The following is a 22833-nucleotide window of genomic DNA, read 5'->3' on the forward strand; positions in this document are numbered from 1 at the left end:
GACGCGATGATCAGGATCTCGGCGCTTGCCGACAAGATCGCCGCCGAAAATGCCATGCCGCTTGCCGAGCAATGGACCGCCAGGACGCTCTACGAACAGTTGAGCGAAACCGCCGCGCGGGTGCCCGAAAGACCTGCCGTGACCTTCCAGTTGCGCGTCGGGCCCAAGGACCCGGCGTTTACCCGCAACTGGTCCCAGCTCCATGAGGACGTGACCCGCGCCGCCAACGTCTTCCGCGCTCTCGGGATCGGCCCGAACGACGTGGTGGCCTATATTCTGCCCAACGGGCTCGAGGCCGCCACAGTGCTCCTCGCCGGCGCGACGGCCGGCATCGTCAATCCGGTCAATCCTCTGCTCACACCGGAGCACATAGCCGGCATCCTGCGCGAGAGCGGCGCGAAGATGGTGGTGACGCTCGCCCCCTTCCCCAAGACCGATCTGCCGCAGACCGTCGCCGATGCCATCGTGCGTGCCCCGCGGGTCGAGACAGTGCTCGAGGTCGATCTCGCCCGCTATCTTCCCGCCCCTTTGCGCTGGATCGTGCCTCTCATCCGCCCGAAGGTCGAGCGGCGTCACACCGCCCGGGTGCTGGACTTTCACAAGGCGCTCAGACGACAAAGCGGCACGAAACTCGACTTCGAGGAGCGGCGCGACGATTCGATCTGTGCCTATTTCCACACGGGCGGCACGACCGGCCTGCCAAAGATCACCGGCCACCGGCCCGGCGGCATTCTCTACAACGGCTGGTGCGGCGTCATTCACGAGATCACCGAGCAGGACACACTCATGTGTCCGCTGCCGCTCTTCCATGTCTTTGCCGCCTATCCGGTGTTCATGACCGCCGTGATGTCGGGAGCGCAGGTGGTGTTGCCGACGCCGCAAGGCTACCGCGGCCAGGGGGTTATCGGCAATTTCTGGGCGCTGGTCGAGCGGCACCGGGCAACGCTTCTGCTCATGGTGCCGACCGCTGCCGCGGCGCTGATGCAGCGCCCGGTCAAGGCCGATGTTTCTTCGCTCCGGCTAGCAATCAGTGGCTCGGCAGCAATGCCCGTGGAGCTTTTCCGGCGTTTCGAGACTGCCACGGGCGTGAAGATCCTCGAGGGTTACGGAATGACCGAGGCGACCTGTCTCGTCTCGATCAACCCGGTGTTTGGCGCGCGCAAGATCGGTAGCGTCGGGCTGCCCTTTCCCTATACGGATGTCCGCATCCTGAATTGCCGGTCCGACGGCAGCGTCGAGCGCGAATGCGGCACCGACGAGGTCGGCGAGATCTGTGTGCGGAGCCCGGGCGTCAACAACCCGGTCTATGCCGATCCGGCGAAAAATCGCGGTACGCTTACGCCCGAAGGCTACCTGCGCACCGGGGATCTGGGGCGGATCGACGCGGACGGCTACATCTGGATCACCGGCCGCGCAAAGGAAATCATCATCCGGGGCGGCCATAACATCGATCCCGCGATGATCGAGGATGCCTTCATGCATCATCCCGATGTCGCCTTTGCCGGGGCAATCGGACAGCCTGACGCGCATTCGGGCGAAGTTCCGGCGGTCTATGTCGAGCTCATCGCGGGTGCGCAAACCCCGATCGAGGAGATCGCCAAGAGCGCCCGCACCCGCATCGGAGAGCGCGCCGCGATCCCGCGCCATATCGAGGTGATGGAGACGCTGCCGAAGACGGCGGTCGGCAAGATCTTCAAGCCCGATCTCCGGCGCCGTGCAATAGAGCGCGTGCTCGGCGCGGCCCTGGAACGAGCCGGCAGTGGCGCGCGGATCCAGAACGTGATCGAGGACCGGCACCGCGGCCTCGTCGCAATCGTATCGCATGGACGTGACGCCGCGGACGACGAGGCTGCTGGTCATATTCTGGGAGAGTTCGTTATACCTTGGGCATGGAGCGACATGACGGACCCGACTCGGAGCTGACCAGACAGGCTGCGCTGCGCCAGTCGGTGCAGGCTGCATTTCACGTGCTCGGCCTTGCAATCATGTGTGGCTGGATTCTCTATATGGGGCGCGGGATCATCGTGCCCTTCGTGATGGCGATCATCGTTGCCTACGTCATCCTCGGGCTCGCCCAGGCGCTCGAGCGGTTTCCGGTTGTGGGCCACCGGCTGCCGGGCTGGCTGCGCCAGCTGATCGCGATGCTGGTGATCGGGGCGGCCCTTGCCACCATGGTCTCGCTCATCATCACCAACGTGAACCAGGTCGCTGCGGTCGTGCCACGCTATCAGGACCGGCTTCTCGGCATCGTTCAGGCCGTGGTCGTGCGTTTCGGCGTCGAGGAGGAACCGACCTGGACCACGCTCCGCGATCAGGTGCTGAACCAGATCGAGATCCGGCCACTCATCAGCACCGCGGTGTCATCCGTCTCCCAGATCGTGACGCTGGCGGTCGTGGTCTTCATCTATTCCGGATTTCTCATCGCCGAGCATGCGAGTTTCGGTGTGAAGCTCCGCCGCGCCGTGCAGGATCCGGCCACCCAGAAGGGCGTGCGAGCGATCATTGCGGAGGTCAACGATCGCATCGGCCGCTATCTCGGCCTCAAGACCTTCGTGAACATCGTGCTCGGCGGCATCAGCTGGGCGATGATGACGATCGTGGGCGTGGAGTTCGCGGCCTTCTGGGCCATCCTGATCGGACTTTTGAACTACATCCCCTATTTCGGCTCATTCGTCGGCGTTCTGTTTCCGGTGCTGCTCTCGGCGCTGCAATTCCCCGATCTTGGCAACGTCATACTGGTGCTTGTGGTGCTGACTTCGGCGCAGATGTTCGTCGGTAACATCCTCGAGCCCTATGTGATGGGCAATTCGCTCAATCTGAGCCCGACGATGATCCTGCTCGGGCTCGCCTTCTGGACGGCGCTCTGGGGCATTCCCGGCGCGATCCTCAGCGTGCCGATCATGGCAAGCCTGCTGATCGTGCTGGCAAGCTTCCGGAGCACGCGGCCGGTTGCCGTCATGCTATCGCGAAATGGCAGGGTGGGTGATCCGATCCAGCTCCGCGGCACGCTTCCCGACAATCAGCGCGAACCGGAGGAAGCCGTTCAGCCCTGATCGGTGACGGGCGGTTTCCGGCTGACGGGGGAGCGGCCATCGGCGCGGCGGATTTCGGTCTGAAGCAGGACCAGCGCATCATCAAGCTCCTCCGCCAGATCAGGCAGCGAATTCATCGCCGCATAGAGCCGAAGATCCACAAGGATCTCGAACATCTGATCGTTGTCTTCAGGAAGATACATATGGTTTGGTCCCGTCTTGCTGGATCCGTCTCAGAAGACGTTCCGGGTTCCACTTCCTACGCCGCAAGCCATTCATGCAACATGAAAAAATGGATAACACAGCCAATACGGTCGGTTTGTCCGGTAATAGTTAAGAACAGGCCCTGCCAGCTCTCGCGATACTATCAATACTATCGCAAGCCACGGCGCATTGCGAGCATGTCGCGACGTCAAGCGCGGTTTACCGCCCATCAGTCAGCCATGGAGGGATAAGGGGCGCGCGCCTATATCGCAGGCCCCCACGGGCTTCAGCGGCTGACGCCGGCGTGAATCGAGGGCATGTCGAGCGCGGCAAAACCGTAGTGGCGGAGCCAGCGCAGATCGCTGTCGAAGAAGGCGCGCAGATCCGGAATGCCGTATTTGAGCATCGCGATACGGTCGATCCCCATGCCGAAGGCGAAGCCCTGCCATTGCTCCGGATCGACGCCTGCGGCACGCAGGACATTCGGGTGCACCATGCCGGAGCCCAGCACCTCGAGCCAGCCATCGCCCTCACCGACCTTGAGCTGGCCGCCAACCCAGGAACACTGGATATCGACCTCCGCCGAGGGTTCCGTGAAGGGGAAATGCGAGGCGCGGAAGCGGGTCTTCACGCTCGTGCCGAAAAACGCCGAGAAGAACTCCTCCAGCACCCACTTCAGATTGGCCATCGAGATGTCGCGATCGATCGCGAGCCCCTCAATCTGATGGAACATCGGCGTGTGGGTCTGGTCGTAGTCGGCGCGGAACACGCGGCCTGGCGCGATCACCCGACAGGGGACGCCATTCGCCTCCATATGCCGGATCTGCACCGGCGAGGTGTGGGTACGGAGCACATGCGGCGGGCGATTGTCGCCCTCGGCCCGCGCCATGTAGAACGTGTCCATCTCGGCCCGCGCCGGATGGTGGCCCGGAATGTTCAGCGCGTCGAAGTTGTACCAGTCAGTCTCGACCTGCGGGCCTTCGGCCACCGAGAAACCGAGATCGGCGAAGATCGCAATGACCTCATCGCGCACCTGGCTCACCGGATGAATGGTTCCCTCGGCGCGCGGCCGCGGCGGCAGGGTCACATCCGCCCATTCGGTCGCGAGACGCGCCTCGAGCGCTGCATCGGCGAGGCGGACCCGGGCGGTGAGTATCGCCGTGTTGAGATCGTCCTTGAGCGCGTTCAGCGCGGGGCCCGCCGTCTTGCGCTCTTCGGCGGACATGCCGCCAAGCGAGCGCATCAGCGCGGAAACCTCGCCCTTCTTGCCCAGAGCGGAGAGCCGCACGGCCTCAAGCGCAGCCTCGTCTCCGGCCGCCTCGATCGCGCCGAGATACCTGTCGCGCAGCTCGGTGATGCCGTCCATGTCCGCCTCATCCATCGTCAGGGTCGTTCGCGCCAGACGCCTAACCAGAGGCGCGCGCGAATGCAAGGGGCGCACACGCACCGCCTGCCCACCCGCCTTGCAACACCGGCAGAAATCCTGTCCAACGGTCGGGGAGGAACGCGCATGCTGCATCAGGGCTTCCGGAACTACCATGACGCCGCCACGCGCGCCATGAGCGAATGGCCGCGGCATCTTGCGACCCATATCACTGCCTCTGCCCTCGGTTCGCTTGCGCTCTGGCCTCTCTTCGCCGTGCTGCTACAGAGCGCGATCAATCTCTCGGGCAGCCGCGTCATCTCCGATTTCGACATCGCCGGTTTCCTGCTTACGCCCCTCGGCCTTCTGGCACTTGTTGTGGTGTTCGCGGCCTTCATTGCCATCCTCGTGACCGAAACGGCCGCGATGATGGCCATCGACATGGCCGAGCGCCGCGGCGCTCCCGCTGGGGCGCTCCATGCGGTGCAGTTTCTTCTGCGGCACCTTCCGGTGTTGGTCTATTTCGGGCTGTTGCTCGCGGCGCGGACGCTCGCGATCCTCCTGCCCGCGGTCGGCCTCGCCGCGCTGATCTCTTGGGGCCTTCTGCGCGCCCATGACATCAACTACTATCTTGCGACCCATCCGCCGGAATTCCTTGCTGCCGCGGCACTCATTGCGCTGACGCTGCTTGCGGCAGCATTCATGCTGCTCCGGCGGCTTCTGCGCTGGTCGCTCGGTCTGCCGCTCATTCTCTTCGCCCGCATCCGCCCGACGACGGCGCTCGCGCGCAGCTCTCACCTCGTGCGGAAACGCCGGCCGGCAATCTTGCAGGCATTCATCGTCTGGGGGGCCATGTCCTTCGGCCTCACGGCCCTGCTCGGCTCGGCGCTCTATGCGCTTGGCGATGTCGTCCTGCCGCTCTTCGAAGCCTCGCCCGGCAGTCAGGCCGTTGCGCTCGGATTCGGCGTGGTCGTCTGGATCGTGAGCCACGCGCTGCTGCTTGCCTTCGTCAACGCGACCTTTGCCGTGACCCTCAACGGTCTCGCCCTCGCCGCCGATCCGCTCATCATGTCGGAGGCGGGCGTGCCTGAGCCCTCCGACCGGCGCGGCATGCGGCGGCCGATCGGCTGGGCACTGATCGCCGGAGCAACGGCCTTCATCGCCGCAGGTTCTGCTGGCGGGGCGATCTCCCTGATCGAGGATCTGCGCCTCGAGAACCATGTCCAGGTCATTGCCCATCGCGGCGGCGCTACCGCAGCACCGGAAAATACCAGGGCCGCGCTCCTTCAAGGCATCGCCGACGGTGCCGACTGGCTCGAAATCGATGTCCAGGAGGCCGCAGACGGCACTGTCGTCGTGATTCATGACCGCGACCTGATGCGACAGGCCAAGACGCCGATCGAGGTACGCAATCTTACGTCCGACGATATCGCCGGCATCGACATCGGGAGCTGGTTCGCACCGGATTTCGCCACCGAGCGGCTGATGACGCTGCCCGATGCGCTCTCCGTGGCGAAAGGCAGCGCCAGACTTCTGATCGAACTCAAGGATTACGGCCAGAGCCAGAGGCTCGAGGAGAGCGTGGTGCACGATATCGAGGCCGCCGGCATGGCGGACGACATCGCCATAATGTCGATGAGCCGCACGATGATCGAGCGAATGAAGGCCCTCAGGCCAGACTGGCCCGTCGGCCTGCTGACCGCGCGCGCCTTCGGCGACATGACCCGGATGGACACGAACTTTCTTGCCGTCAGCACGGGAATGGCGCGCACATCGCTGCTACGCAGCGCCCATGACGCAGACCAGGCGGTCTATGTCTGGACGGTGAACGACGCAGCCCTCATGTCGGATCTGATCGCGCGCGGCTTCGACGGGCTTGTCACCGACAACCCGGCGCTCGCCCGCGAGATGATCGCCCGGCATGAAACGCTGTCGCCCGTGCACAGGTTGATGCTGCTGGCCGGAAGCAGGCTCGGCCTCACCGATTGAGCCTGCGACCGCGCGGTTACTGGACGATGAATTCGGCGTGGAGTGCCCCGGCAGCCTTGATCGACTTCAGGATGTCGATCATGTCGTGAGCGGAAACCCCCAGTGCATTCAACCCGGCAACTACGTCGGGAAGCGACACGGAATTGTCGACGATCGCGAGACCGTTGCCGGGATTTTGCTGGATCTGGGCGTTCGTGCGCGGGATCACCACGGACCGGCCATCGCTGAACGGGTTGGGCTGCACCACAAGCGGCGTCTCCTCGACGCGCAGGGTGAGACTGCCTTGCGTGACCGCGACACGGCTGATGCGAACGTCGGAGCCAAGGATGATGGTGCCCGAGCGCTGATCGACGACAACGCGCGCCTTGGTCGAGGTCGCAACCTCGATATTCTCGATCTGCGCCATGAGGCGGGCCGGGCTGTCGATTCCGAAGGAGGCAAGATCGAGCCGCACGGTTCCAGAATCGACCATTCGGGCGATTTTTGCACCGACATCTTGGTTGATGGCCGCCTCGATGCGCGCTGCGGTCGTGAAATCCGGGTTGCGCAGCGCCAGGCGCATGTCGCGCATCTGGCTGAAATCGAAGGCCACCTCCCGCTCGACCCGCGCCCCGCCGGGAATGATCCCTGCTGTCGGAACGCCTTGCGTGACGCTCGACGCCTCGCCCTGAGCCACGATGCCACCCGCGAGGATGGAGCCCTGTGCCACAGCGTAGATCTGCCCATCGGCGGCATTCAGCGGCGTCATCACGAGCGTGCCGCCCATCAGGCTTGCCGCATCGCCGATGGCAGAGACGTTCACGTCGATCTGTGAGCCCGCCCGTGCGAACGGCGGCAGGCTTGCCGTTACAAGGACAGCAGCGACGTTGCGCGCCCGGATCTGCTCGCCGGTGACGTTGACCCCGAGGCGCTCCAGCAGGTTGACGATCGCATCTTCAGTGAAGGGTGAATTGCGGAGCGAGTCACCGCTGTTGTTGAGGCCGACCACGAGGCCGTAGCCGAGCAGATCGTTGCCGCGCACGCCGTCGACCTCGACGAGATCCTTGATCCGCGCGGGAGAGGCATTCGCTTCCCCTGCCAGCCCGCCTGCCACCAGAAGGACAAGCAGGAGGCAAAGACCGAACAGGGGCCGGAGGGTCATGTCTTATCTCATGAAGTTGATGAAGCTGAGATCGGAGAGGCGGGTCGTGACGGTGTAGACCGCCTTGAGCTGGGCCTCGAGCGCCTCGAAGAACGTCGCCGTCTCGGCCGGATCCGCCTCGATAAGTTTGGCGCGCGCAAGCTCGAGCGTGCCACTTTCGGCCACGCTGCGCGCCTTGGAACTCTCGATGTTCTGCTGGGTCACACCAAGATTGCCCCGGTAATCGAGCAGGCCTTCCTTGGCCTCGAGAAGCTGTGCGCCAGCTTCGGACAGAACAGCCATCTGCTCATTCTGGTTGCCTGCGAGGGCGCCGCCCGCGACGACAGAGGCGAGAGCAAGCGCCTTCAGAACGCTTACGATTTCTGCGTCATCGGCCCGCGCATTGTAGCTGATCCGGACCCCGGCGCCGACATCGGCAGCTCCCATATCCGTGGCGGAGCCGAGGAAGTCGTTCGTCACGAATTCGCCGCCGGGCGCGAAATAGGTGTCGATCGCGGTGATGACATCCGCCGCGGTCGCGGCCCCGGCAACCGCTGCGTCGAGCTTGGCGAGAATGGCTTCACCGCCCGCGAGCGCCTGCCGGTCGACCGCCGCTCCTCCAAAGATCGTCTGGCCGTTGACCTCGATGTTCAGCGCCGAGACTGCGCTCTTGAAATCCAGCCGAGCCGTCGCGGCGAGCGTCGTCGAACTGAGATAGTCCCCTACACCTGCCGCGCTCACCAGATCCACCGAAAGCGCATCGAGCGGTTCCTGGATGAGACCGAGCGCATTCTGTGCGCCATCGACGCGGAGCTCGAGGAAGTTGATGTTGCGATCGTAGGCGATATTCTTCGCAAGCGTACGCTCGATGGCATGCAGCTTGCCGAGGTTTCCGCCGGTTGCCTTGTGCAGATCGCTCTTGATGCCCGACGAGAGCTCCTTGCTCGTGGTGTCGAGCGCATTCTCGATGGACGCGGCGCGGCGCTGAAAGGACTGCATCCGCGCCAGCTCAGTTGCCCCGTTGATCTTCATGACCCTAGATCTCCAGAATTGTCTGCATGAGCTGATCTATCGTGCTCAGCACCTGCGCATTCGCGGCATAAGCCTGTTCAAGGACCATGAGCGTCGAAAGCTCCGTGTCCGAATCGACCCCGATCACCGAAATCTCGTTGTCAGCCAGTGTGGCCTGAAGCCCGGTCAGGAAGCTTGTGTTCTCTTCCGAGCGCCCCGCGACCCCAGCAAAGTAAGACGCGATCCCCGACGCCATCCCGGCCGAGGAGGCAGCGGCCGACTGGTATGTGAAGCCGGCCGGGCTGCGCGGAGCGGAGACCGAGTCGGACATCGCAAGCAGGTAGTCGCCGAACCCGGCATCCCCCTGCGTTGCCGCCCCCATCCCGTCCCGGATACGCCAGAGCGCACCGCCCTTGTCCGGATCGGCAGCCGCATTGAGCGTGATGCGTCCTGCACTGCCGCTACCGCTGCCCGCATCGACGAAAAGCCCGTTGCCGGATCCGTCGAGAAAGCCCGCGGGCATCTGAGCGCCGAAGCGGTCGATCAGATCGTTGGCATAGGCATCCACCTCGGCCTGATAGTCTGGCACGATCGAGTCCCGAACCTGAAATAGCGCGCCGAGCGATCCCCCGTCGAAGGGGCCGGATCCTATGCCGGCATCGACCGTTACGGGACCAGAGGAAACGCCCTGATCCTGCGAGAGCCCGCTGAGCGGGGCACCGAGGGTCATGTCTGCCGTCACGCCGCCGTTGTTCGCCGTGAAGCTCAGCTCATAGACCTTGCCGTTGAGCAGCATGCCGCCATTCGCGGAATAGATCGCAAGCATGCCATTGTCGCGCTTCACGGTGCTGACCGGAACGACCGAGGAAATCCCGTCGATCAGCCGTGCGCGCTCATCCTCGAGCGACGCCGTGTCGCTGCCTTGGGTGCGCAAGGTCGCGATCTTCTCGTTGAGCGAGTCGATCGAATGCAGTGACGTGTTCACAAACTTCACCTGAGAGGCGATTTCCGTCTCCATGTCGCTGCGGATCTGGTTGTTCTCCTGCGTGATCGCATTGAGCTTCGAAGCGACCGCCTTGGCCGATTCGACCACGGCGGCCTGCTCGGTCAGCGATTGAGGGCTCGCAGCGACCGAAATGAGCGACGTTTCGAGATCATTTGCGAGCCCCATCAGTGACCCCGCCTCATCGGCACTGGTTCCGAGGAGATCCATCATGCGGCTGTAAGCATCCGAGAGCGCCGCGGCCGAGCCGAGCGAGGCGTCCGCGGCCCGGCGCTCGGCGGTAAGATGGGCGCTCTCGGCCCGTGTGGTCCCGACGACCCCAACCCCTGATCCTGTCCCGTTGAACACGGTCGAGGTCAGCTCGGTCCTGCGTTGCGCATAGCCTTCCGTAAGAGCGTTCGAGACGTTGTTCGCGACGGTGTCGACCAGTCGCGAATTCGCTCGGAGCCCGGAGGCCGCGCTGTTCAGGGCGGATGAGATACTCATGGTCTCGGTCCTCTCGTCACACGGGACGGATCATCAACGCTTGAGGTTGGTGGTTTCCTGAAGCATCTCGTCGACAGTCTGGATGATCTTCGCGTTCGACGAATAGGCGCGCTGAGTGCGGATCATGTCGGTGAGCTCCGTCGCGATGTCCGTGGTCGAGAGCTCGAGGGCGAAGCCTTCCACAGTACCCGTCGGCCCGTCGCCGGGTTCCCACAGATAAAGCGAGCCGCTTGCCGCAGAGACCGCGAAGCACTGGTTGTCGAGCACGCTCAGCCCGTCGAGATTGGCGACATCGGCCAGCGGCACCTGGTAGAGCACCTTGGAGAAACCGCTGGAATAGGATGCCTTGATGAAGCCGTTTTCGTCGATCGTCACGCCCTGATAGGTGCCGGCGGGCGAGCCATCATGCGTCACGCCCTTCGACGAGAAGCTCGAGGAGAGCTGGCTCAGGTACTGCGGTCCACCGGAGTCCGAACCGATTGCCACCATGATGGTCTGGCCGTTGAGCTCCATGGTGAGCTGACCGGTGGACGTGTCATAGGAGGTCGTGTAGGCCCCGGCGCCGCCATCGACCTGCACGACGCTCGCAACTTGCCCGGCAGTCGCTGTCGCATCGCTGAACGTGATCGTATAGGTGCCAACGGAATTGCCGCTCTTCTCGTCGACAATCTCCATCGTCCACTCGTTGCTCTGCGGATCGGCGACGGTCGGAGTGTAGCTCACCGTCAGGTTCTGCGCCGAACCGAGCGAGTCGAAATACTCAAGCGTCATCATCCGCGCAGTGCCGGTGCCATCCGGGCCGGTATCCGTCGCGGGCAGGTTGGCATACATGTTGATGTTCTCGGTCGGCACGGCGGAGACCGAGGAAAGGTTGATCTTCACCGGTTCGAGCGAAGCCGTGGTATCGCGCGCCGCCGGTAGAATGTTGCCCTCCGTATCCGCGGGCCAGCCAAGAAGGACGATGCCGCTCGACGTGGTGAGGTATCCATCCTTGTCGGTGTGGAACGACCCGGTCGTCGTCAGCATCAGATCGAGATCATCGGCGTTGGCCTGATACGAGGCCAGCGAGGTGACCGGTAGCATCCCGCGCCCGGAAACCGCGATATCCGTAGAGTTCGAGGTACCCTCGAGCGCGCCCTTGGCTGCGATGTTCCAGATGGCATTCGTGGAGACGCCACCGGCAAGTGCCGCACGTCCGCCCCCCACCACACCGGATGACCCGCCCGCACTCACGGTCATTGAAGAGAAGTCCATGTCCGAGCGCTTGTAGCCGTAGGTCTCGGAGTTGGCGATGTTGTCGGCGATCGTCGAAAGCTTGTTGCCGTTCGCGTTGAGGCCGGACACACCGGCGTTCATCGACGTGGAGATACCCATACTCAGTCCTTTGCCGTGAGGGAACGGTCACTGGAACCCGTTACGGACCGAGTAAGTGAAGCAATGAGTTTAAGATCCCGCTAACGACAAATCCCTGCCGTTCTGGCAGGGATTTCAATCGGCTGCGTCACTTTCCGAAATCACGCAGGAGGATGATCTCGATACGGCGGTTCCGCGAATCGGCGGGTTTGTCCTCGATGACCGGATTGCGATCCGACTTGCCGGTGACCCGCTGGATCCGATCATCCCCCACCCCGGTGAGCCCGAGCAGTTCCCGCGTGATCTGCGCTCGGTCAGACGAGAGGATCCAGGGATCGGGTGAGGGCACCGCTCTGCCGGTATCGCCGGCGGCGAGATGGCCTGAAACCGCAACCGGATTTCCGGTATGGCGGATGACCTTGCCGATCATCGTGATAAGTCGCTCGAAGATCGGATTGAACTCCGATGAAGCGCCATTGAAAAGCGGCGATCCCGGCACGTCGAAGACGTCGATGATGAGGCCCTCGTCGGTGATCCGCGTCGCGATGTGCTCGAGCAGCGGATCGGCGTCGAGCGCTTCGCCGCTGGCCCCGTTAAGCTCCTCCTGGATATCCCAGAGGGTCTTGTCGGGATTGCCGGTATCCGTCTTCTTGTCGGGATCGCCGTCCTGACCGGTTTCGCTCTTTGGCAGGGTATGGTCGTCATAGAGCGACGAACCCTGGAAGATACCGTCACCGCCGCCCGCCATGTCATGGATCGGAATGTTCGGACTGAAATACTGCGCAAGCCCCTCGCGCGTGACTTCGTCAGATGCGTTCAGGAGCCACATCAGCAAGAAGAATGCCATCATTGCCGTCACGAAGTCGGCATAGGCAACCTTCCATGCGCCGCCATGATGGCCAGCCTCGACGACCGTCTTGCGTTTGATGATCGTCACATTGGCCGAAGAACCCTTCGCCATAGCCGTATCCCCCGTAATTCCCCGCCGCCACAAGACACCAAGAACCTGAAACTCCGGTTACCGCGGCTGCGAGTGAACCCGGCACAGCATGGTAAAGTCGTTAAAATTCGCTCCGAGGGTCAGGCAGGCAGTTCGCACCAGCAAGGAAGCAGGTTGCCGGGCGCAGGTCGTGCGGCGTAGACGCCGCGCGCAACCGCGCGTGCGAGGCAAAGTGCCGCAGCCTGCTCGAGCGCCATCCGTATCTCGAAGGGAGCCCCCCCGAGCTGGCGCTCGCCTGTTGCCACCGCAAAGACAAGATCACCGTCAAACGGCGTATGGGAAGGAAGGATCGAGCGCGCCAGGCCGTCATGAGCAATCTCGGCCACGCGCTGTGCCGCAGCCTTGTCGAGCGCAGCGTCGGTCGCGACGATCGCGATCGTGGTGTTGGTCTGTCCGCCATCGGGGCCCGGCTTGGTGAAGCGCGGGGACTCGGGGTCGATGCGCGCGGCCGATGCACCAAGCCCGCCGAATTCCTCACCGATTTCGAACGGGCCGGAAAGGAAAGTGCGGTCGCCCGGTGCGCGCACCGAACCGAACGCGTTCACCGCGACAAGTGCCCCCACTGTGAAACCCGCTTCCGTCACGATCGAGGCTGAGCCCAGTCCGCCCATCAGTTCCTGAGTCATCGCACCTGTGCCCGCACCTTCCGAACCGATCGCAAAGACCTCACCCGCCGAGTTGAAGGCTGCCTGCCCGAGCGCTCGGTAGGGGTTCTCCGCCCAGTCCTTTGCCCCGCCGTTGGCGAGGTCGAACAGGATCGCCGCGGGGACGATGGGAACGACGGCCGGACCTGCTCGAAAGCCGCGACCGGCGGCGCGCAGGGCATCGGCTACACCGGAGGCTGCGTCGAGCCCAAAGGCCGAGCCCCCGGAGAGGACCAGCGCGTCCACCGCCTCGACGAGCTTGCCCGGGGCCAGAAGATCCGTTTCCCGCGTGCCCGGCGCCCCACCTCGAACATCGACAGCCGCCACGAAAGGACGCTTGCCCGTGAGCACCGTGACACCAGACTTGAGCTGCGCATCGGATGCATTTCCAACCAGCAGGCCCGGGACGTCGGTGATGAGATTATGCCGACCGGTGTGCATCATGCCGGGATCTCCAGTACAGGCGACGCCGCGAGCAATGCCCGCGTATAGGGATGGCTTGGCGCCGAGAAGACCGCTTCGGTCTCGCCCTGCTCCACGATCTCGCCAGCCCTCATTACCATGACACGATCGGTAATTGCCCGCACGACGGTGAGATCATGGCTGATGAAGAGATAGGAGAGACTGTAGCGCCGCGAAAGTCCGGCGAGCAGGTCAAGGATCTGCGCACGAACCTGGACATCGAGCGCCGAGACCGCTTCGTCGAGCAGTATGAGCTTTGGCCGGATGATGAGCGCCCGCGCGATGGCGATCCGCTGCCGCTGGCCCCCGGAGAACTCATGAATGTATCTCCCTGAATCCTCTGCGTTCAGACCGACATCTTCGAGCGCCCGCGCCACAGCATCCCGCCGCGCCGCGCCCTTCGGCGGATCGGCAAGCAGGTGGAAGGGCTCGGTGACAAGCCGGCCTACCTTGTGGCGCGGATTGAAGCTGCCATACGGGTCCTGGAAGACCGCCTGCATCTGCGCCCTCAGGCCTTTCGCCATCGCCGCGCCGGCATGAATATCGCGCCCAGCCAGCCGCACCCTGCCCGCCTGCACTTCGTCGAGTCCGAGGATTGCGCGGGTGAGCGTCGACTTTCCGCAGCCCGACTCCCCCACGAGACCGAGGCTCTCTCCCTCCCTGAGAGAGAAGCTCACGCCATGGACTGCCCGAAATGGCACCCGGCGCCGGAAGAGACCACGCAATCCGCCGGGATATTCCCGCACGACCTTTTCGACTTCCAGAAGCGGTGGCCCTGCTACCACGCCACCGCGATCTGGCCGATGGGTCGAGGCCGCGAAAAGCGCGCGCGTGTATGGGTGCCGCTGCAAGCGCAGGACCTCGCGAGCCTCGCCTGCCTCGACCACCGTCCCGCCGCGCATGATCGCGATGTGATCGGCAATGCCGCTGACGACTGCCAGATCGTGGCTGATGAGGATGAGGCCCATGCCGTCCTCGCGTACCAGGCGACGGAGCAGACCGAGGATCTGAGCCTGGGTTGTCACGTCAAGTGCTGTCGTGGGTTCATCGGCAATCAGCAGGCGCGGCCGGAGCGCGATTGCCATCGCGATCCCCACCCGTTGCCTCTGACCACCCGAAAGCTCATGCGGCCAGCGTCCGAGCGGAAACTCCGCAGCCGCAAGCCCGACCCGGTCAAGGGTCTCCCGCGCAATCCGGAGCGCTTCGCCCCGCGACGTGCCGCCATGGACCCGGACTGTCTCGGCGACCTGATCGCCAATAGTCTGAAGGGGGTTGAGCGCCGTCATCGGCTCCTGAAAGATCAACCCGACGTCCCGCCCGCGCACCTTGCACATGGCGCGCTCGGACAGTGCGGCCAGATCCTGCCCTGCGAGCTCCACCCGCCCTTGGAGGTCGGCTCCCGGAGGCAGAAGCCCCATCACCGCCAGCGCCATCATGGATTTCCCCGAGCCGCTCTCGCCGATCACCCCGAGCACCTGGCCCGGCCCGACACCGAGCGAGACGTCCCGAAGGATCGGCACGCCGTGAATCTCGACGCCGAGCCTCTCAATCTCAAGCAGGCTCATGCACGCCCCCGCCGGATCCGCGGATCGAGCATGTCGCGCAGCCCGTCGCCCATGAGGTTGAGCCCCAGCACTGTCAACACGATCGCAAGACCGGGAAAGATCGCGAGCCAGGGGGCGAAGGCAATCATTGTCTGGCTCTCGGCAAGCATCCGTCCCCAGGAAGGGGTCGGCGGCTGCGCCCCAAGCCCAACATAGGAAAGCCCGGCCTCAGCGAGTATGCCGAGGGAGAACTGAATCGTCCCCTGCACGATCAACAGACTCGCAAGATTGGGCAGGATATGCTCGACCGAGATACGCACGCGCCCCTTCCCTGCAACCCGCGCTGCCAGAACGAACTCCCGCGCCCAGAGCGACAGCCCGGCCCCGCGTACCAGTCGCGCGAAGACGGGCACGTTGAAGATGCCGATCGCGAGGATGGCGTTGAAGGCAGACGGCCCGAACACAGCCGTGATGATGATCGCGATGAGCAGCGACGGAAATGCAAAGACAAGATCGTTTCCGCGCATGATCGCCTCATCAACGAGGCCACCGCGCCGTGCCGCAGCGGCGAGCCCGAGTGGCACTCCGAACCCCATCCCGATCCCGACCGCGACAAGTGCCACCGCGATCGACGTCCGCGCGCCGACCATCACCATCGAAAAGACATCACGACCAAAATGATCCGTTCCGAACCAGTGGGTTGCCGAGGGTGGCCGAAGCTTCTGGGCAATGTCGAGCGCCATCACGTCCCCGGGCGTCCACAGGAAAGAAACGACAGCAAGGGCCACAAAGGCTCCTGCAAGAAGGCTTCCGGTCAGTAGGAGGCGCATCAGTGGTGCGCCCTGAGCCGCGGATCAACCGCTGCATAGGCAAGATCCACGAGATAGGTCACGACGATCACCGCGAAGACGAGCAGCATCACTACGCTCTCCACGACAATGAGATCCCGCTGGCTGATCGCCTGGAACACTAGCCTGCCGAGACCGGGCAGAAAAAAGACATTCTCGATGATGATCGCGCCCGCGAGCAGGAAGGAGAACTGGAGCCCGATGATGGTGAGGACCGGAATGAGGGCATTGCGCAGCGCGTGTCGTCGCAGCGCCGCCGGGCGGCTGAGCCCCTTGGCTCGTGCCGTGCGGATGAAATCCTCCCCAAGCGTCTCTATCAGGGCCGAGCGCATGACACGCGCGAGGATCGCCGCCTGTGGCAGGGCAAGGGCGATTGCGGGCAGTGTCAACGCCTTCATCCCCGGCAGAAGTCCTCCGCCCCACCCTGGAAAACCACCCGCCGAAAACCATCGCAGGTTCACTGCGAAGACGAGCACCAGCAGCATTGCAAACCAGAAATTCGGTACGGCAATGCCGAGCTGTGTCGCGCCCATCACGCCGGTATCAGCCAGAGAGCCACGCCGTGACGCACCCCAGATACCAGCTGGAAATCCGATTACGAGCGCGAGCGCCAGGGCATAGAGCGCCAGCGGTAGTGACACCTGCAGGCGATCGGCGATCATCTCCGCGACCGGCGTGCGGTAGGTATAGGAAATCCCGAAATCTCCGCGCAACATGCCCACAACCCAGTCCCAGTAGCGCGCGACAGGGCTCGCATCGAGCCCGAGATCGGCCCGCAGAGCGGCGACGGTTTCCGGACTTGCATTCAGACCAAGCATGTAACTCGCCGGATCGCCGGGGACGATCTCCAGCGCGAGAAATATCACCAGACTTGCGGCAAAAAGACTGGCGGCGAGGGAGATGAGGCGTATCAGCGTATATCGCAGCATCAGCGGGCCCCTCGCGCTGGAGCGGCACAGAACCGGGCTAGTCCGGTGCGCCCTGCGTTCGATGCCTCGCTCTCGCCCTCTGACAGAACCGAAATACGGTCTCCGGGCGGCATTTCTGCTCGAAACTGATCTGGTCTGATCTTCGGGAATAAGCTCAGTTCACGCATTTCACAACGGGTGTGCCACGCCACGCCCTGTGCCTCAAGGCATCACGTCTACAGGATCAGATCGGCCAGGCCCACTTTCGCGTGTTCATCGAAAACCACAAGAAAATCAGCCTTCCGATCACCATCGAGGTCCCCTGCAAGCGTGTGTTCTCCCAACCGAAGCTCGCCCGCGATACCTGAGAATTTATCCCCGCCGACAAAGACGAATGCCTGGTTGCCCGATACACCCCTCACTGCATCGATCTCATGCAGATCCACGAGGTCAGCGCCCTTGCCGAAGTCCATGATCCGGTCCGGGCTGCGCCGCACGCTTTCCGAAGCATCGAAAAAATAGAAGACATCCGCCCCACGGCCGCCGGTCAGCTCGTCACGCCCCTCGCCACCAACGAGATAATCCGCGCCGCCCGCGCCTGTCAGGGCATCGTCTCCCTTGCCACCGAAAAGTGTGTCGTCCCCTGCCTCGCCACTGAGCCTATCACGACCACTGTCGCCTGCCAGAACATCCCCACCGTCGTTGCCGAACAGTGTATCGTTACCCTTGCCGCCTGCGATGGACTCCGCGAGCTTGGTGCCGACGATCAGGTCGCCACGCCTTGTTGCAGGCGCAATCGGAGGCTTGATGCTGGGCAGATTGCCGTAGACCTGCTGCTCGACCAGCGATCCACCAGACCAGACCGAAAGGAGAAGCCCGCTTTTCAGGAGTGCCGTATCGCTGTCAAATACGTTCCGGTAGACATCCGAACTGATCGCGAAAGAACGTCCCAGCGCCCTGCCATCATCGGAATATAAGCGTCCCCTGATCTCGTAATAGGTAGCGGAACTATCCGACACATCATGACGCTCCGCAGTATAGGTGACAAGCGACTCACCGTGGCCGATGTCGATGACCTGACCGAGCGAGTGACCGACCGCACCGTCGTCCGACACCTTGCGAGCCCGTCCGAGCGGGATGCCATCGGAATCAAGCCGGCGGAAGTAGATCGCGACATCGCCAGAATCATCGAAGTCCTGCTCGCTTTGCCAAGCTGTGGCGAAGCCGTCGTCGTTTGCCACGATCCGAGACTCCAGACGGTCGGTCAAGGCATCAAAGCGTCCGCCAGCGTCTGGGAGGCCCTGAACCACATGAGGCCGCCCGCGCGCGGCTCCGCCAGTGCTGAAGCTCTCCGAGAAGAGGATCTGCCCGCCACCCGGATGCCGCGGATCCTCGCCGGTCCAGATCACGGTGTAGCCACCATCGCGGAGCGCTGCGACCTGCGGTGCAGGAGTTACCGGGATGTATCCACCTGCAGTGAGGTCACCCGTCACGTTCGAGACGATCGTCTTCGCTTTGATCGCCTCGCCGTCGAGACCGAACTGCCTGGCGATGAGGTCGTAGCCCTTCGCGCTCGTTGATCGAGCCGTCATCGCGAGAATCGAGCCGTCGGAAAGCTGTGCAACGCTCTCGACGCTATAATCGCGCTTTGCTTCCGGTGTCACGGCGATCTCACTGGTTCGTGCTGATCCATCCGCGTCGAAGAGCCGCAGATAACCGTCCTTCTTTCGTCCCTCCAGCTTGTCGGGATCGGACGAGGTCCATCCGACGATGAAGCCCCCATCCTCAAGCGCTGCGAGCCTCGGCGCCCTTTCGTCGTTCGATACGCTGGAGTTTACCCGGAACTCGCTCCGCAGCACGTTGCCGCCGGAATCGAAAACGGATGCACGGACGTCATATGTCTCTTCAAGGCCGGGGAGGCGATGCGCGTAAGCCACGACGAACCCGCCATCGCGAAGTGCCAGAACCTGCACGTCGGTTCGGTCCGCCCTGCCGTTCGGTCCAATCTGAAAATCGTCACTCATGCCTTTTCCCCACGTCCCGGAGGATCAACTGCTGCGCCGACCTGCGTGCAAAAATCCCACGCCCTTGCAAGGCTGTGCCGGCAGACGCAATTTGGCCCGCAGGCTACTCTTTGTTTTCCGGATCCGGGCGCATGTGCCCATGATCTACTCCGCCCAGTATACACCCGTCATGTCGTTCGCCTGGGTCGGACCATTTTCCCAAAGTCCGCGGATCCGGGTGTCAGCCACGCCGGTCTTGGCGAGCTGGAACAGATAGGCGTTGACATAGCGCTCGGCGATCCGCTCCTCGGCGGCGTGGAGGATTTCGGTCTGATCCTCGACATTCGCCGTTGCGTCATAACCCTTCATCAGCGCCTGCATCACCGGGTCATGGTAATTGAAGTAGTAGTCATCGCGGGCATAGATCCAGATATCCATAGGCTCGGTATGGCTCACGATGGTGAGGCCGTAATCTCGGCCCTTGAAGACCTGCTCGAGCCACTGTGCCCATTCCACATTGACGATCCTCGCATCGATCCCAACGGCCCTAAGCTGGGCCGCCACGATCTCGCCACCGCGTCGCGCATAGGATGGCGGCGGCAGAACGAGCGTTGTCTCGAAACCGTCCGGAAGGCCCGCTTCCGCAAGCAGAGCCTTCGACTGTTCCGGGTCGTAGACCGAGAGCGCCGTCAGATCTTCATAGGCCGGATTATGAGGCGCAAAATGGGTGCCGATGGGCGTGCCATAGCCGAACATTGCGCCATCGATGATCGCTTTGCGGTCAATCGCATGAGCAATCGCTTCCCGGACCCGGATATCGTCAAAGGGTTCACGCCCGTGGTTCATCGCGAGGATGGTCTCGCCCTCGGTCGTACCCACGATCACGGAAAATCGTGGATCCGCTTCGAACTGCATGAGGTTCTCTGGAGCAGGATAGACAGGGAAAGCGTCCAGATCGCCCGCCATCATCGCGGCAAACGCCGCAGTCGGGTCGGAAATGAACTTGAAGGTGACCTTCTCGAGCTTGGGAGCCTCGCCCCAGTAGTTCTCGTTGCGAACAAGCTCGATACGATCCCCCTGTACCCAGTCGGAGAAGATGAAAGGTCCGGTACCAATCGGGCTCGTCGCATTTGTGGCGGAACTCGCGGGCGATACGATCGCCATGTCGCCCCAGGCCAGATCGGTCAGCAGCGAGGACTTCGGCGCATCGAGCCCGATCTCCACAGTCACATCATCAATCACATTGACCGAGTTGATGCTCTCGAAAAGCTGCTTCTGAGCATTGACGCTGTCGTCCGCCATCGCCCGCTCGAAGGAATAGGCCACATCTTCCGCTGTGAATGGCGAGCCATCGTGAAAGACTATTCCCTCACGCAGATTGAAAACCCAGGAAAGCCCGTCCGGCGCGATTTCCCAGCTCGCAGCCAAGCCCGGAAGGATCGTTCCGTCCGGAGCAAAGCGGGTCAGTCCCTCGAAGACGTTGGCATAGGTCACCTCGTCGATCGCCGCGGCTGCACCCGCGGTCGGATCGAGGATCGGCGGCTCAAGCTGCATGCCGATGGTAATATCCATCCTCTGCGCCTGCGCTCCACCGGCCAGAAGCGCGAACGCTGCCGCGAGCGCGAGGATCTTTCGACTCATTGCTGTCTCCACCTAGCCCCAGGTTCAAGCCCGCCAATTCAAGCACGGGATGTTCCGCCGCGCAGCCGTCCCGCCGGCTTTGCCCGGCTCCGTTCCCCGCTACGGCGTCAAATACGTCCTCAACGCTCACATATTCGTCAGGTTGCCCGGCGAGGTCCAGTGGCCGCAGCGGAGGGAACGGAATAAATCGAACCCGGCGCAACTTATCCGTACCGTTCCAATGGCTTCAGCATCAGATCAACGCCCGCTACTATGCTAGCGCCCCACGGCGCAGGATCTTGCCTGTTTCCGACCGACCCGAGCAGGCCGAAGCCAATCATCAGTGATGAGTTACGTCGATGATCTCCGACAAGAGCACCAACACCCCGGGGCAGATCACCTTCGGGCGCCTCCGGGACGTATCACCATGCGAGATCATCTCTCACATGTCAGATCCCAGCATCGCCCGACATCTTCCCCTCCTGCGTGAACCTTGGAACGAGGAAGTTCTCGCCCAGTTCATCGCCGTCAAGGAAGCGTGCTGGCGCCGGGACGGGCTTGGCCATTGGGCAATCTTCCGGAACGGCACCTATGTGGGCTGGGGCGGCTTCCAGAAGGAGGTCGACGAATGGGACTTCGGCCTTGTACTGACGCGAGAGGCATTTGGACTTGGGGCGAGGATTGCCCGACAGGCGCTTGCCTTTGCCCGCTCGGACTCACGCATCCCCTTTGTCACCTTCCTTCTACCGCCCTCTCGCCAGCACATCGGGGGCCTCGCGCGTCTAGGGGCGCAGCATGTGGGTAACATCACGTACGACGGCGCAACCTTCCTGAAATTCCGCCTGGAAACATCTTGACCCAAAGCCGCTCATCAGCCGGAGGCGCTAACCCGCACCAATCCCGAGGAGGTCAGCCAGCGCCAGCGCCATGACCGTGGCGGATTCGACCATGTCCTGCACAACCACGTATTCGTCGGGCTGATGGGCCAGATCCAGAATACCGGGGCCGTAAGCAACGCAGTTCTTCAGGCGACCGATACGATCTATGTGCTTCTGGTCGTAAGTCCCGGGCGACACGACATATTGCGGTGTGCGCCCGAAAGTCTTCTCGATGGCTCGGGTGAGCGCGCCGACCACCGGAGCGTCACGGTCTGTCATCGAGGGGAAAACGTCGAACATGTCGCGAATCTCGTAGGAAAAATCGCCCCTGCGCTCCTTCGCCCGCTCTACCACGGCACGAAACTCCGCCTTCACCGTCTCGAGACGTTCTTCCGCCAGATAGCGCCGGTCGATAATCATCCGGCAACTGTCAGGTACGACTGGTGCGGGCCAACCATCAAAATCGGCAGGACGCTCAGCCTGTCCTCCATGCACCGAGTTAATGTTAAGCGTGGAAGCCCGCGCCGCCTCGGGCACCACCGGCATCGCTGTCTGGCGCGCGGCCAGCGCCGGAAACAGTGTCTCTTCCATTTCGGCGATGACCGCCCCCATATGGCGCACGGCGCAATTGCCGAGAAATGGCATCGAGCCATGGGCAATCCGGCCGTGGGTCTCGAGCTCGGCCCACCAGACACCACGATGCCCGAGACAGATCCGGTCCTTGTCCAGCGGTTCGGGAATGATGACATGCTGCACCCGATCCGGCGCAAACCAGCCCTCGCGCGCCAGATGCGCGACGCCACCGAAGCCACCGGTCTCCTCGTCCGCCGTCGCCGAGATCTCGACGGCACCGGAATAATCCGGCCAGAGAGCGGCAAAGGTCTCCGCTGCGATGATCGAAGCGGCGATGCCGCCCTTCATGTCACAGGCCCCCCGGCCATAGATCCGGCCTCCGATCAGCGCTCCGCCGAACGGGTCCGTCGTCCAGCCCTTGCCGACCTCGACCACGTCGATATGGCCATTGAAATGCACGCACGGCCCCGGCCGCGCCCCTTCACGCCGGGCGACGAGGTTCCAGCGCGGATAGCGCTCGCTGTCACCCGGCGCGCCTTCGGCTCGCACGAAGGCGACTGTGAAGCCCGAGCGTGCGAGGCGTGCTGCAATAAACTCGCAGATGTCGCGATAATTCTCGCCAGGAGGGTTCAGCGTCGGGATGCGAATGAGCGCTTGGGTAAGTTCGATCAGATCGTCCCGGCGGCGCTCGATTTCCGCCCGGACCGCATCGCGAATGTCCGTCATGGGGTATCCTTTTGCGCGGAGCTTCCTTCGCTGCAGCGGATTTGTCCAGACATCTGGCCAAAAAGG

At 63.3% G+C, this 22833-nt stretch carries 18 protein-coding genes; 4 read left to right on the plus strand and 14 right to left on the minus strand.

Annotation, left to right across the window (positions count from 1 at the left end; genetic code table 11):
• The first annotated feature begins 6 nt into the window (after positions 1-6).
• Together ACF66B_RS03265 and ACF66B_RS03270 are read left to right on the plus strand one after the other, a co-directional pair.
• The gene (locus tag ACF66B_RS03265; protein ID WP_111428268.1) at positions 7-1923 is read left to right on the plus strand and encodes an acyl-CoA synthetase; all 1917 of its coding nucleotides are present in this window, start codon (positions 7-9) and stop codon (positions 1921-1923) included.
• Positions 1890-3053: an AI-2E family transporter gene (locus ACF66B_RS03270; RefSeq protein WP_111428267.1), complete on the plus strand. Its 1164-nt coding sequence runs from the start codon at positions 1890-1892 to the stop codon at positions 3051-3053. The genes ACF66B_RS03265 and ACF66B_RS03270 overlap by 34 nt, the downstream gene beginning before the upstream one ends.
• Here the strand turns inward: ACF66B_RS03270 and ACF66B_RS03275 are convergent.
• A complete protein-coding gene (locus ACF66B_RS03275) occupies positions 3044-3235 on the minus strand; it encodes a hypothetical protein (protein ID WP_111428266.1) in 192 nt (63 codons plus the stop codon). The two genes, ACF66B_RS03270 and ACF66B_RS03275, sit on opposite strands and share 10 nt — an antisense overlap.
• Positions 3236-3522: 287 nt before the next feature.
• Positions 3523-4617 (minus strand): phenylalanine--tRNA ligase subunit alpha, encoded by a 1095-nt coding sequence (pheS, locus tag ACF66B_RS03280; RefSeq protein ID WP_392664004.1) that lies wholly within the window; start codon positions 4615-4617, stop codon positions 3523-3525.
• A gap of 129 nt (positions 4618-4746) precedes the next feature.
• On the opposite strand from pheS, the gene ACF66B_RS03285 reads away from it, so the two are divergent.
• Positions 4747-6588 (plus strand): glycerophosphodiester phosphodiesterase family protein, encoded by a 1842-nt coding sequence (locus ACF66B_RS03285; RefSeq protein ID WP_162683128.1) that lies wholly within the window; start codon positions 4747-4749, stop codon positions 6586-6588.
• A gap of 16 nt (positions 6589-6604) precedes the next feature.
• On the opposite strand, the gene ACF66B_RS03290 is transcribed toward ACF66B_RS03285, so the two are convergent.
• The 11 genes from ACF66B_RS03290 to ACF66B_RS03340 all read right to left on the minus strand — a co-directional run bounded on the left by ACF66B_RS03290 (position 6605) and on the right by ACF66B_RS03340 (position 20611).
• Positions 6605-7729 carry a flagellar basal body P-ring protein FlgI gene (locus tag ACF66B_RS03290; RefSeq protein WP_111428264.1) on the minus strand — a complete coding sequence of 375 codons (1125 nt, stop codon included), beginning with the start codon at positions 7727-7729 and terminating at the stop codon, positions 6605-6607.
• Positions 7730-7732: 3 nt separating this feature from the next.
• Positions 7733-8740, minus strand: coding sequence for a hypothetical protein (locus ACF66B_RS03295; protein WP_111428263.1), 1008 nt, complete (start codon positions 8738-8740; stop codon positions 7733-7735).
• Between the two features lie 4 nt (positions 8741-8744).
• A complete protein-coding gene (gene flgK / locus ACF66B_RS03300; protein WP_111428262.1) occupies positions 8745-10208 on the minus strand; it encodes a flagellar hook-associated protein FlgK in 1464 nt (487 codons plus the stop codon).
• A 33-nt stretch (positions 10209-10241) separates the two neighbouring features.
• Positions 10242-11582: a flagellar hook-basal body complex protein gene (locus ACF66B_RS03305; protein ID WP_111428261.1), complete on the minus strand. Its 1341-nt coding sequence runs from the start codon at positions 11580-11582 to the stop codon at positions 10242-10244.
• A 127-nt stretch (positions 11583-11709) separates the two neighbouring features.
• Entirely contained in the window at positions 11710-12522 is an 813-nt protein-coding gene (locus tag ACF66B_RS03310) for a flagellar motor protein MotB (RefSeq protein ID WP_111428260.1), read from the minus strand.
• 119 nt (positions 12523-12641) lie between these two features.
• Entirely contained in the window at positions 12642-13646 is a 1005-nt protein-coding gene (locus ACF66B_RS03315) for a P1 family peptidase (RefSeq protein ID WP_111428915.1), read from the minus strand.
• A complete protein-coding gene (locus tag ACF66B_RS03320) occupies positions 13646-15232 on the minus strand; it encodes an ABC transporter ATP-binding protein (RefSeq protein ID WP_111428259.1) in 1587 nt (528 codons plus the stop codon). Before ACF66B_RS03320 ends, ACF66B_RS03315 begins: the two co-directional genes overlap by 1 nt.
• Positions 15229-16041: an ABC transporter permease gene (locus ACF66B_RS03325; protein WP_111428258.1), complete on the minus strand. Its 813-nt coding sequence runs from the start codon at positions 16039-16041 to the stop codon at positions 15229-15231. The genes ACF66B_RS03320 and ACF66B_RS03325 overlap by 4 nt, the downstream gene beginning before the upstream one ends.
• Positions 16041-16988 carry an ABC transporter permease gene (locus tag ACF66B_RS03330; protein WP_111428257.1) on the minus strand — a complete coding sequence of 316 codons (948 nt, stop codon included), beginning with the start codon at positions 16986-16988 and terminating at the stop codon, positions 16041-16043. The genes ACF66B_RS03325 and ACF66B_RS03330 overlap by 1 nt, the downstream gene beginning before the upstream one ends.
• 215 nt (positions 16989-17203) lie before the next feature.
• Entirely contained in the window at positions 17204-18991 is a 1788-nt protein-coding gene (locus tag ACF66B_RS03335; RefSeq protein WP_111428256.1) for a M10 family metallopeptidase C-terminal domain-containing protein, read from the minus strand.
• A 144-nt stretch (positions 18992-19135) separates the two neighbouring features.
• The gene (locus ACF66B_RS03340) at positions 19136-20611 is read right to left on the minus strand and encodes an ABC transporter substrate-binding protein (protein WP_111428255.1); all 1476 of its coding nucleotides are present in this window, start codon (positions 20609-20611) and stop codon (positions 19136-19138) included.
• A 338-nt stretch (positions 20612-20949) separates the two neighbouring features.
• Between ACF66B_RS03340 and ACF66B_RS03345 the strand changes: the two genes are divergently transcribed.
• Positions 20950-21447, plus strand: coding sequence for a GNAT family N-acetyltransferase (locus ACF66B_RS03345; protein ID WP_111428254.1), 498 nt, complete (start codon positions 20950-20952; stop codon positions 21445-21447).
• A gap of 27 nt (positions 21448-21474) precedes the next feature.
• On the opposite strand, the gene ACF66B_RS03350 is transcribed toward ACF66B_RS03345, so the two are convergent.
• Positions 21475-22767 (minus strand): acetylornithine deacetylase/succinyl-diaminopimelate desuccinylase family protein, encoded by a 1293-nt coding sequence (locus ACF66B_RS03350; RefSeq protein WP_111428253.1) that lies wholly within the window; start codon positions 22765-22767, stop codon positions 21475-21477.
• Between the last annotated feature and the right edge of the window lie 66 nt (positions 22768-22833).

It is taken from the genome of Amaricoccus sp. B4, from assembly GCF_043226085.1.
GTDB lineage: Bacteria > Pseudomonadota > Alphaproteobacteria > Rhodobacterales > Rhodobacteraceae > Amaricoccus.

What these genes read in the sequence shown, in the direction of transcription:
- ACF66B_RS03320 (WP_111428259.1), bottom strand. Translation starts at nt 15,232, where the DNA reads ATGAGCCTGCTTGAGATTGAGAGGCTCGGCGTCGAGATTCACGGCGTG.
- flgK (WP_111428262.1), bottom strand. Translation starts at nt 10,208, where the DNA reads ATGAGTATCTCATCCGCCCTGAACAGCGCGGCCTCCGGGCTCCGAGCG.
- pheS (WP_392664004.1), bottom strand. Translation starts at nt 4,617, where the DNA reads ATGGATGAGGCGGACATGGACGGCATCACCGAGCTGCGCGACAGGTAT.
- ACF66B_RS03265 (WP_111428268.1), top strand. Translation starts at nt 7, where the DNA reads ATGATCAGGATCTCGGCGCTTGCCGACAAGATCGCCGCCGAAAATGCC.
- ACF66B_RS03270 (WP_111428267.1), top strand. Translation starts at nt 1,890, where the DNA reads ATGGAGCGACATGACGGACCCGACTCGGAGCTGACCAGACAGGCTGCG.
- ACF66B_RS03325 (WP_111428258.1), bottom strand. Translation starts at nt 16,041, where the DNA reads ATGCGCCTCCTACTGACCGGAAGCCTTCTTGCAGGAGCCTTTGTGGCC.
- ACF66B_RS03315 (WP_111428915.1), bottom strand. Translation starts at nt 13,646, where the DNA reads ATGCACACCGGTCGGCATAATCTCATCACCGACGTCCCGGGCCTGCTG.
- ACF66B_RS03330 (WP_111428257.1), bottom strand. Translation starts at nt 16,988, where the DNA reads ATGCTGCGATATACGCTGATACGCCTCATCTCCCTCGCCGCCAGTCTT.
- ACF66B_RS03310 (WP_111428260.1), bottom strand. Translation starts at nt 12,522, where the DNA reads ATGGCGAAGGGTTCTTCGGCCAATGTGACGATCATCAAACGCAAGACG.
- ACF66B_RS03275 (WP_111428266.1), bottom strand. Translation starts at nt 3,235, where the DNA reads ATGTATCTTCCTGAAGACAACGATCAGATGTTCGAGATCCTTGTGGAT.
- ACF66B_RS03285 (WP_162683128.1), top strand. Translation starts at nt 4,747, where the DNA reads ATGCTGCATCAGGGCTTCCGGAACTACCATGACGCCGCCACGCGCGCC.
- ACF66B_RS03345 (WP_111428254.1), top strand. Translation starts at nt 20,950, where the DNA reads ATGATCTCCGACAAGAGCACCAACACCCCGGGGCAGATCACCTTCGGG.
- ACF66B_RS03290 (WP_111428264.1), bottom strand. Translation starts at nt 7,729, where the DNA reads ATGACCCTCCGGCCCCTGTTCGGTCTTTGCCTCCTGCTTGTCCTTCTG.
- ACF66B_RS03335 (WP_111428256.1), bottom strand. Translation starts at nt 18,991, where the DNA reads ATGAGTGACGATTTTCAGATTGGACCGAACGGCAGGGCGGACCGAACC.
- ACF66B_RS03305 (WP_111428261.1), bottom strand. Translation starts at nt 11,582, where the DNA reads ATGGGTATCTCCACGTCGATGAACGCCGGTGTGTCCGGCCTCAACGCG.
- ACF66B_RS03295 (WP_111428263.1), bottom strand. Translation starts at nt 8,740, where the DNA reads ATGAAGATCAACGGGGCAACTGAGCTGGCGCGGATGCAGTCCTTTCAG.
- ACF66B_RS03340 (WP_111428255.1), bottom strand. Translation starts at nt 20,611, where the DNA reads ATGAGTCGAAAGATCCTCGCGCTCGCGGCAGCGTTCGCGCTTCTGGCC.
- ACF66B_RS03350 (WP_111428253.1), bottom strand. Translation starts at nt 22,767, where the DNA reads ATGACGGACATTCGCGATGCGGTCCGGGCGGAAATCGAGCGCCGCCGG.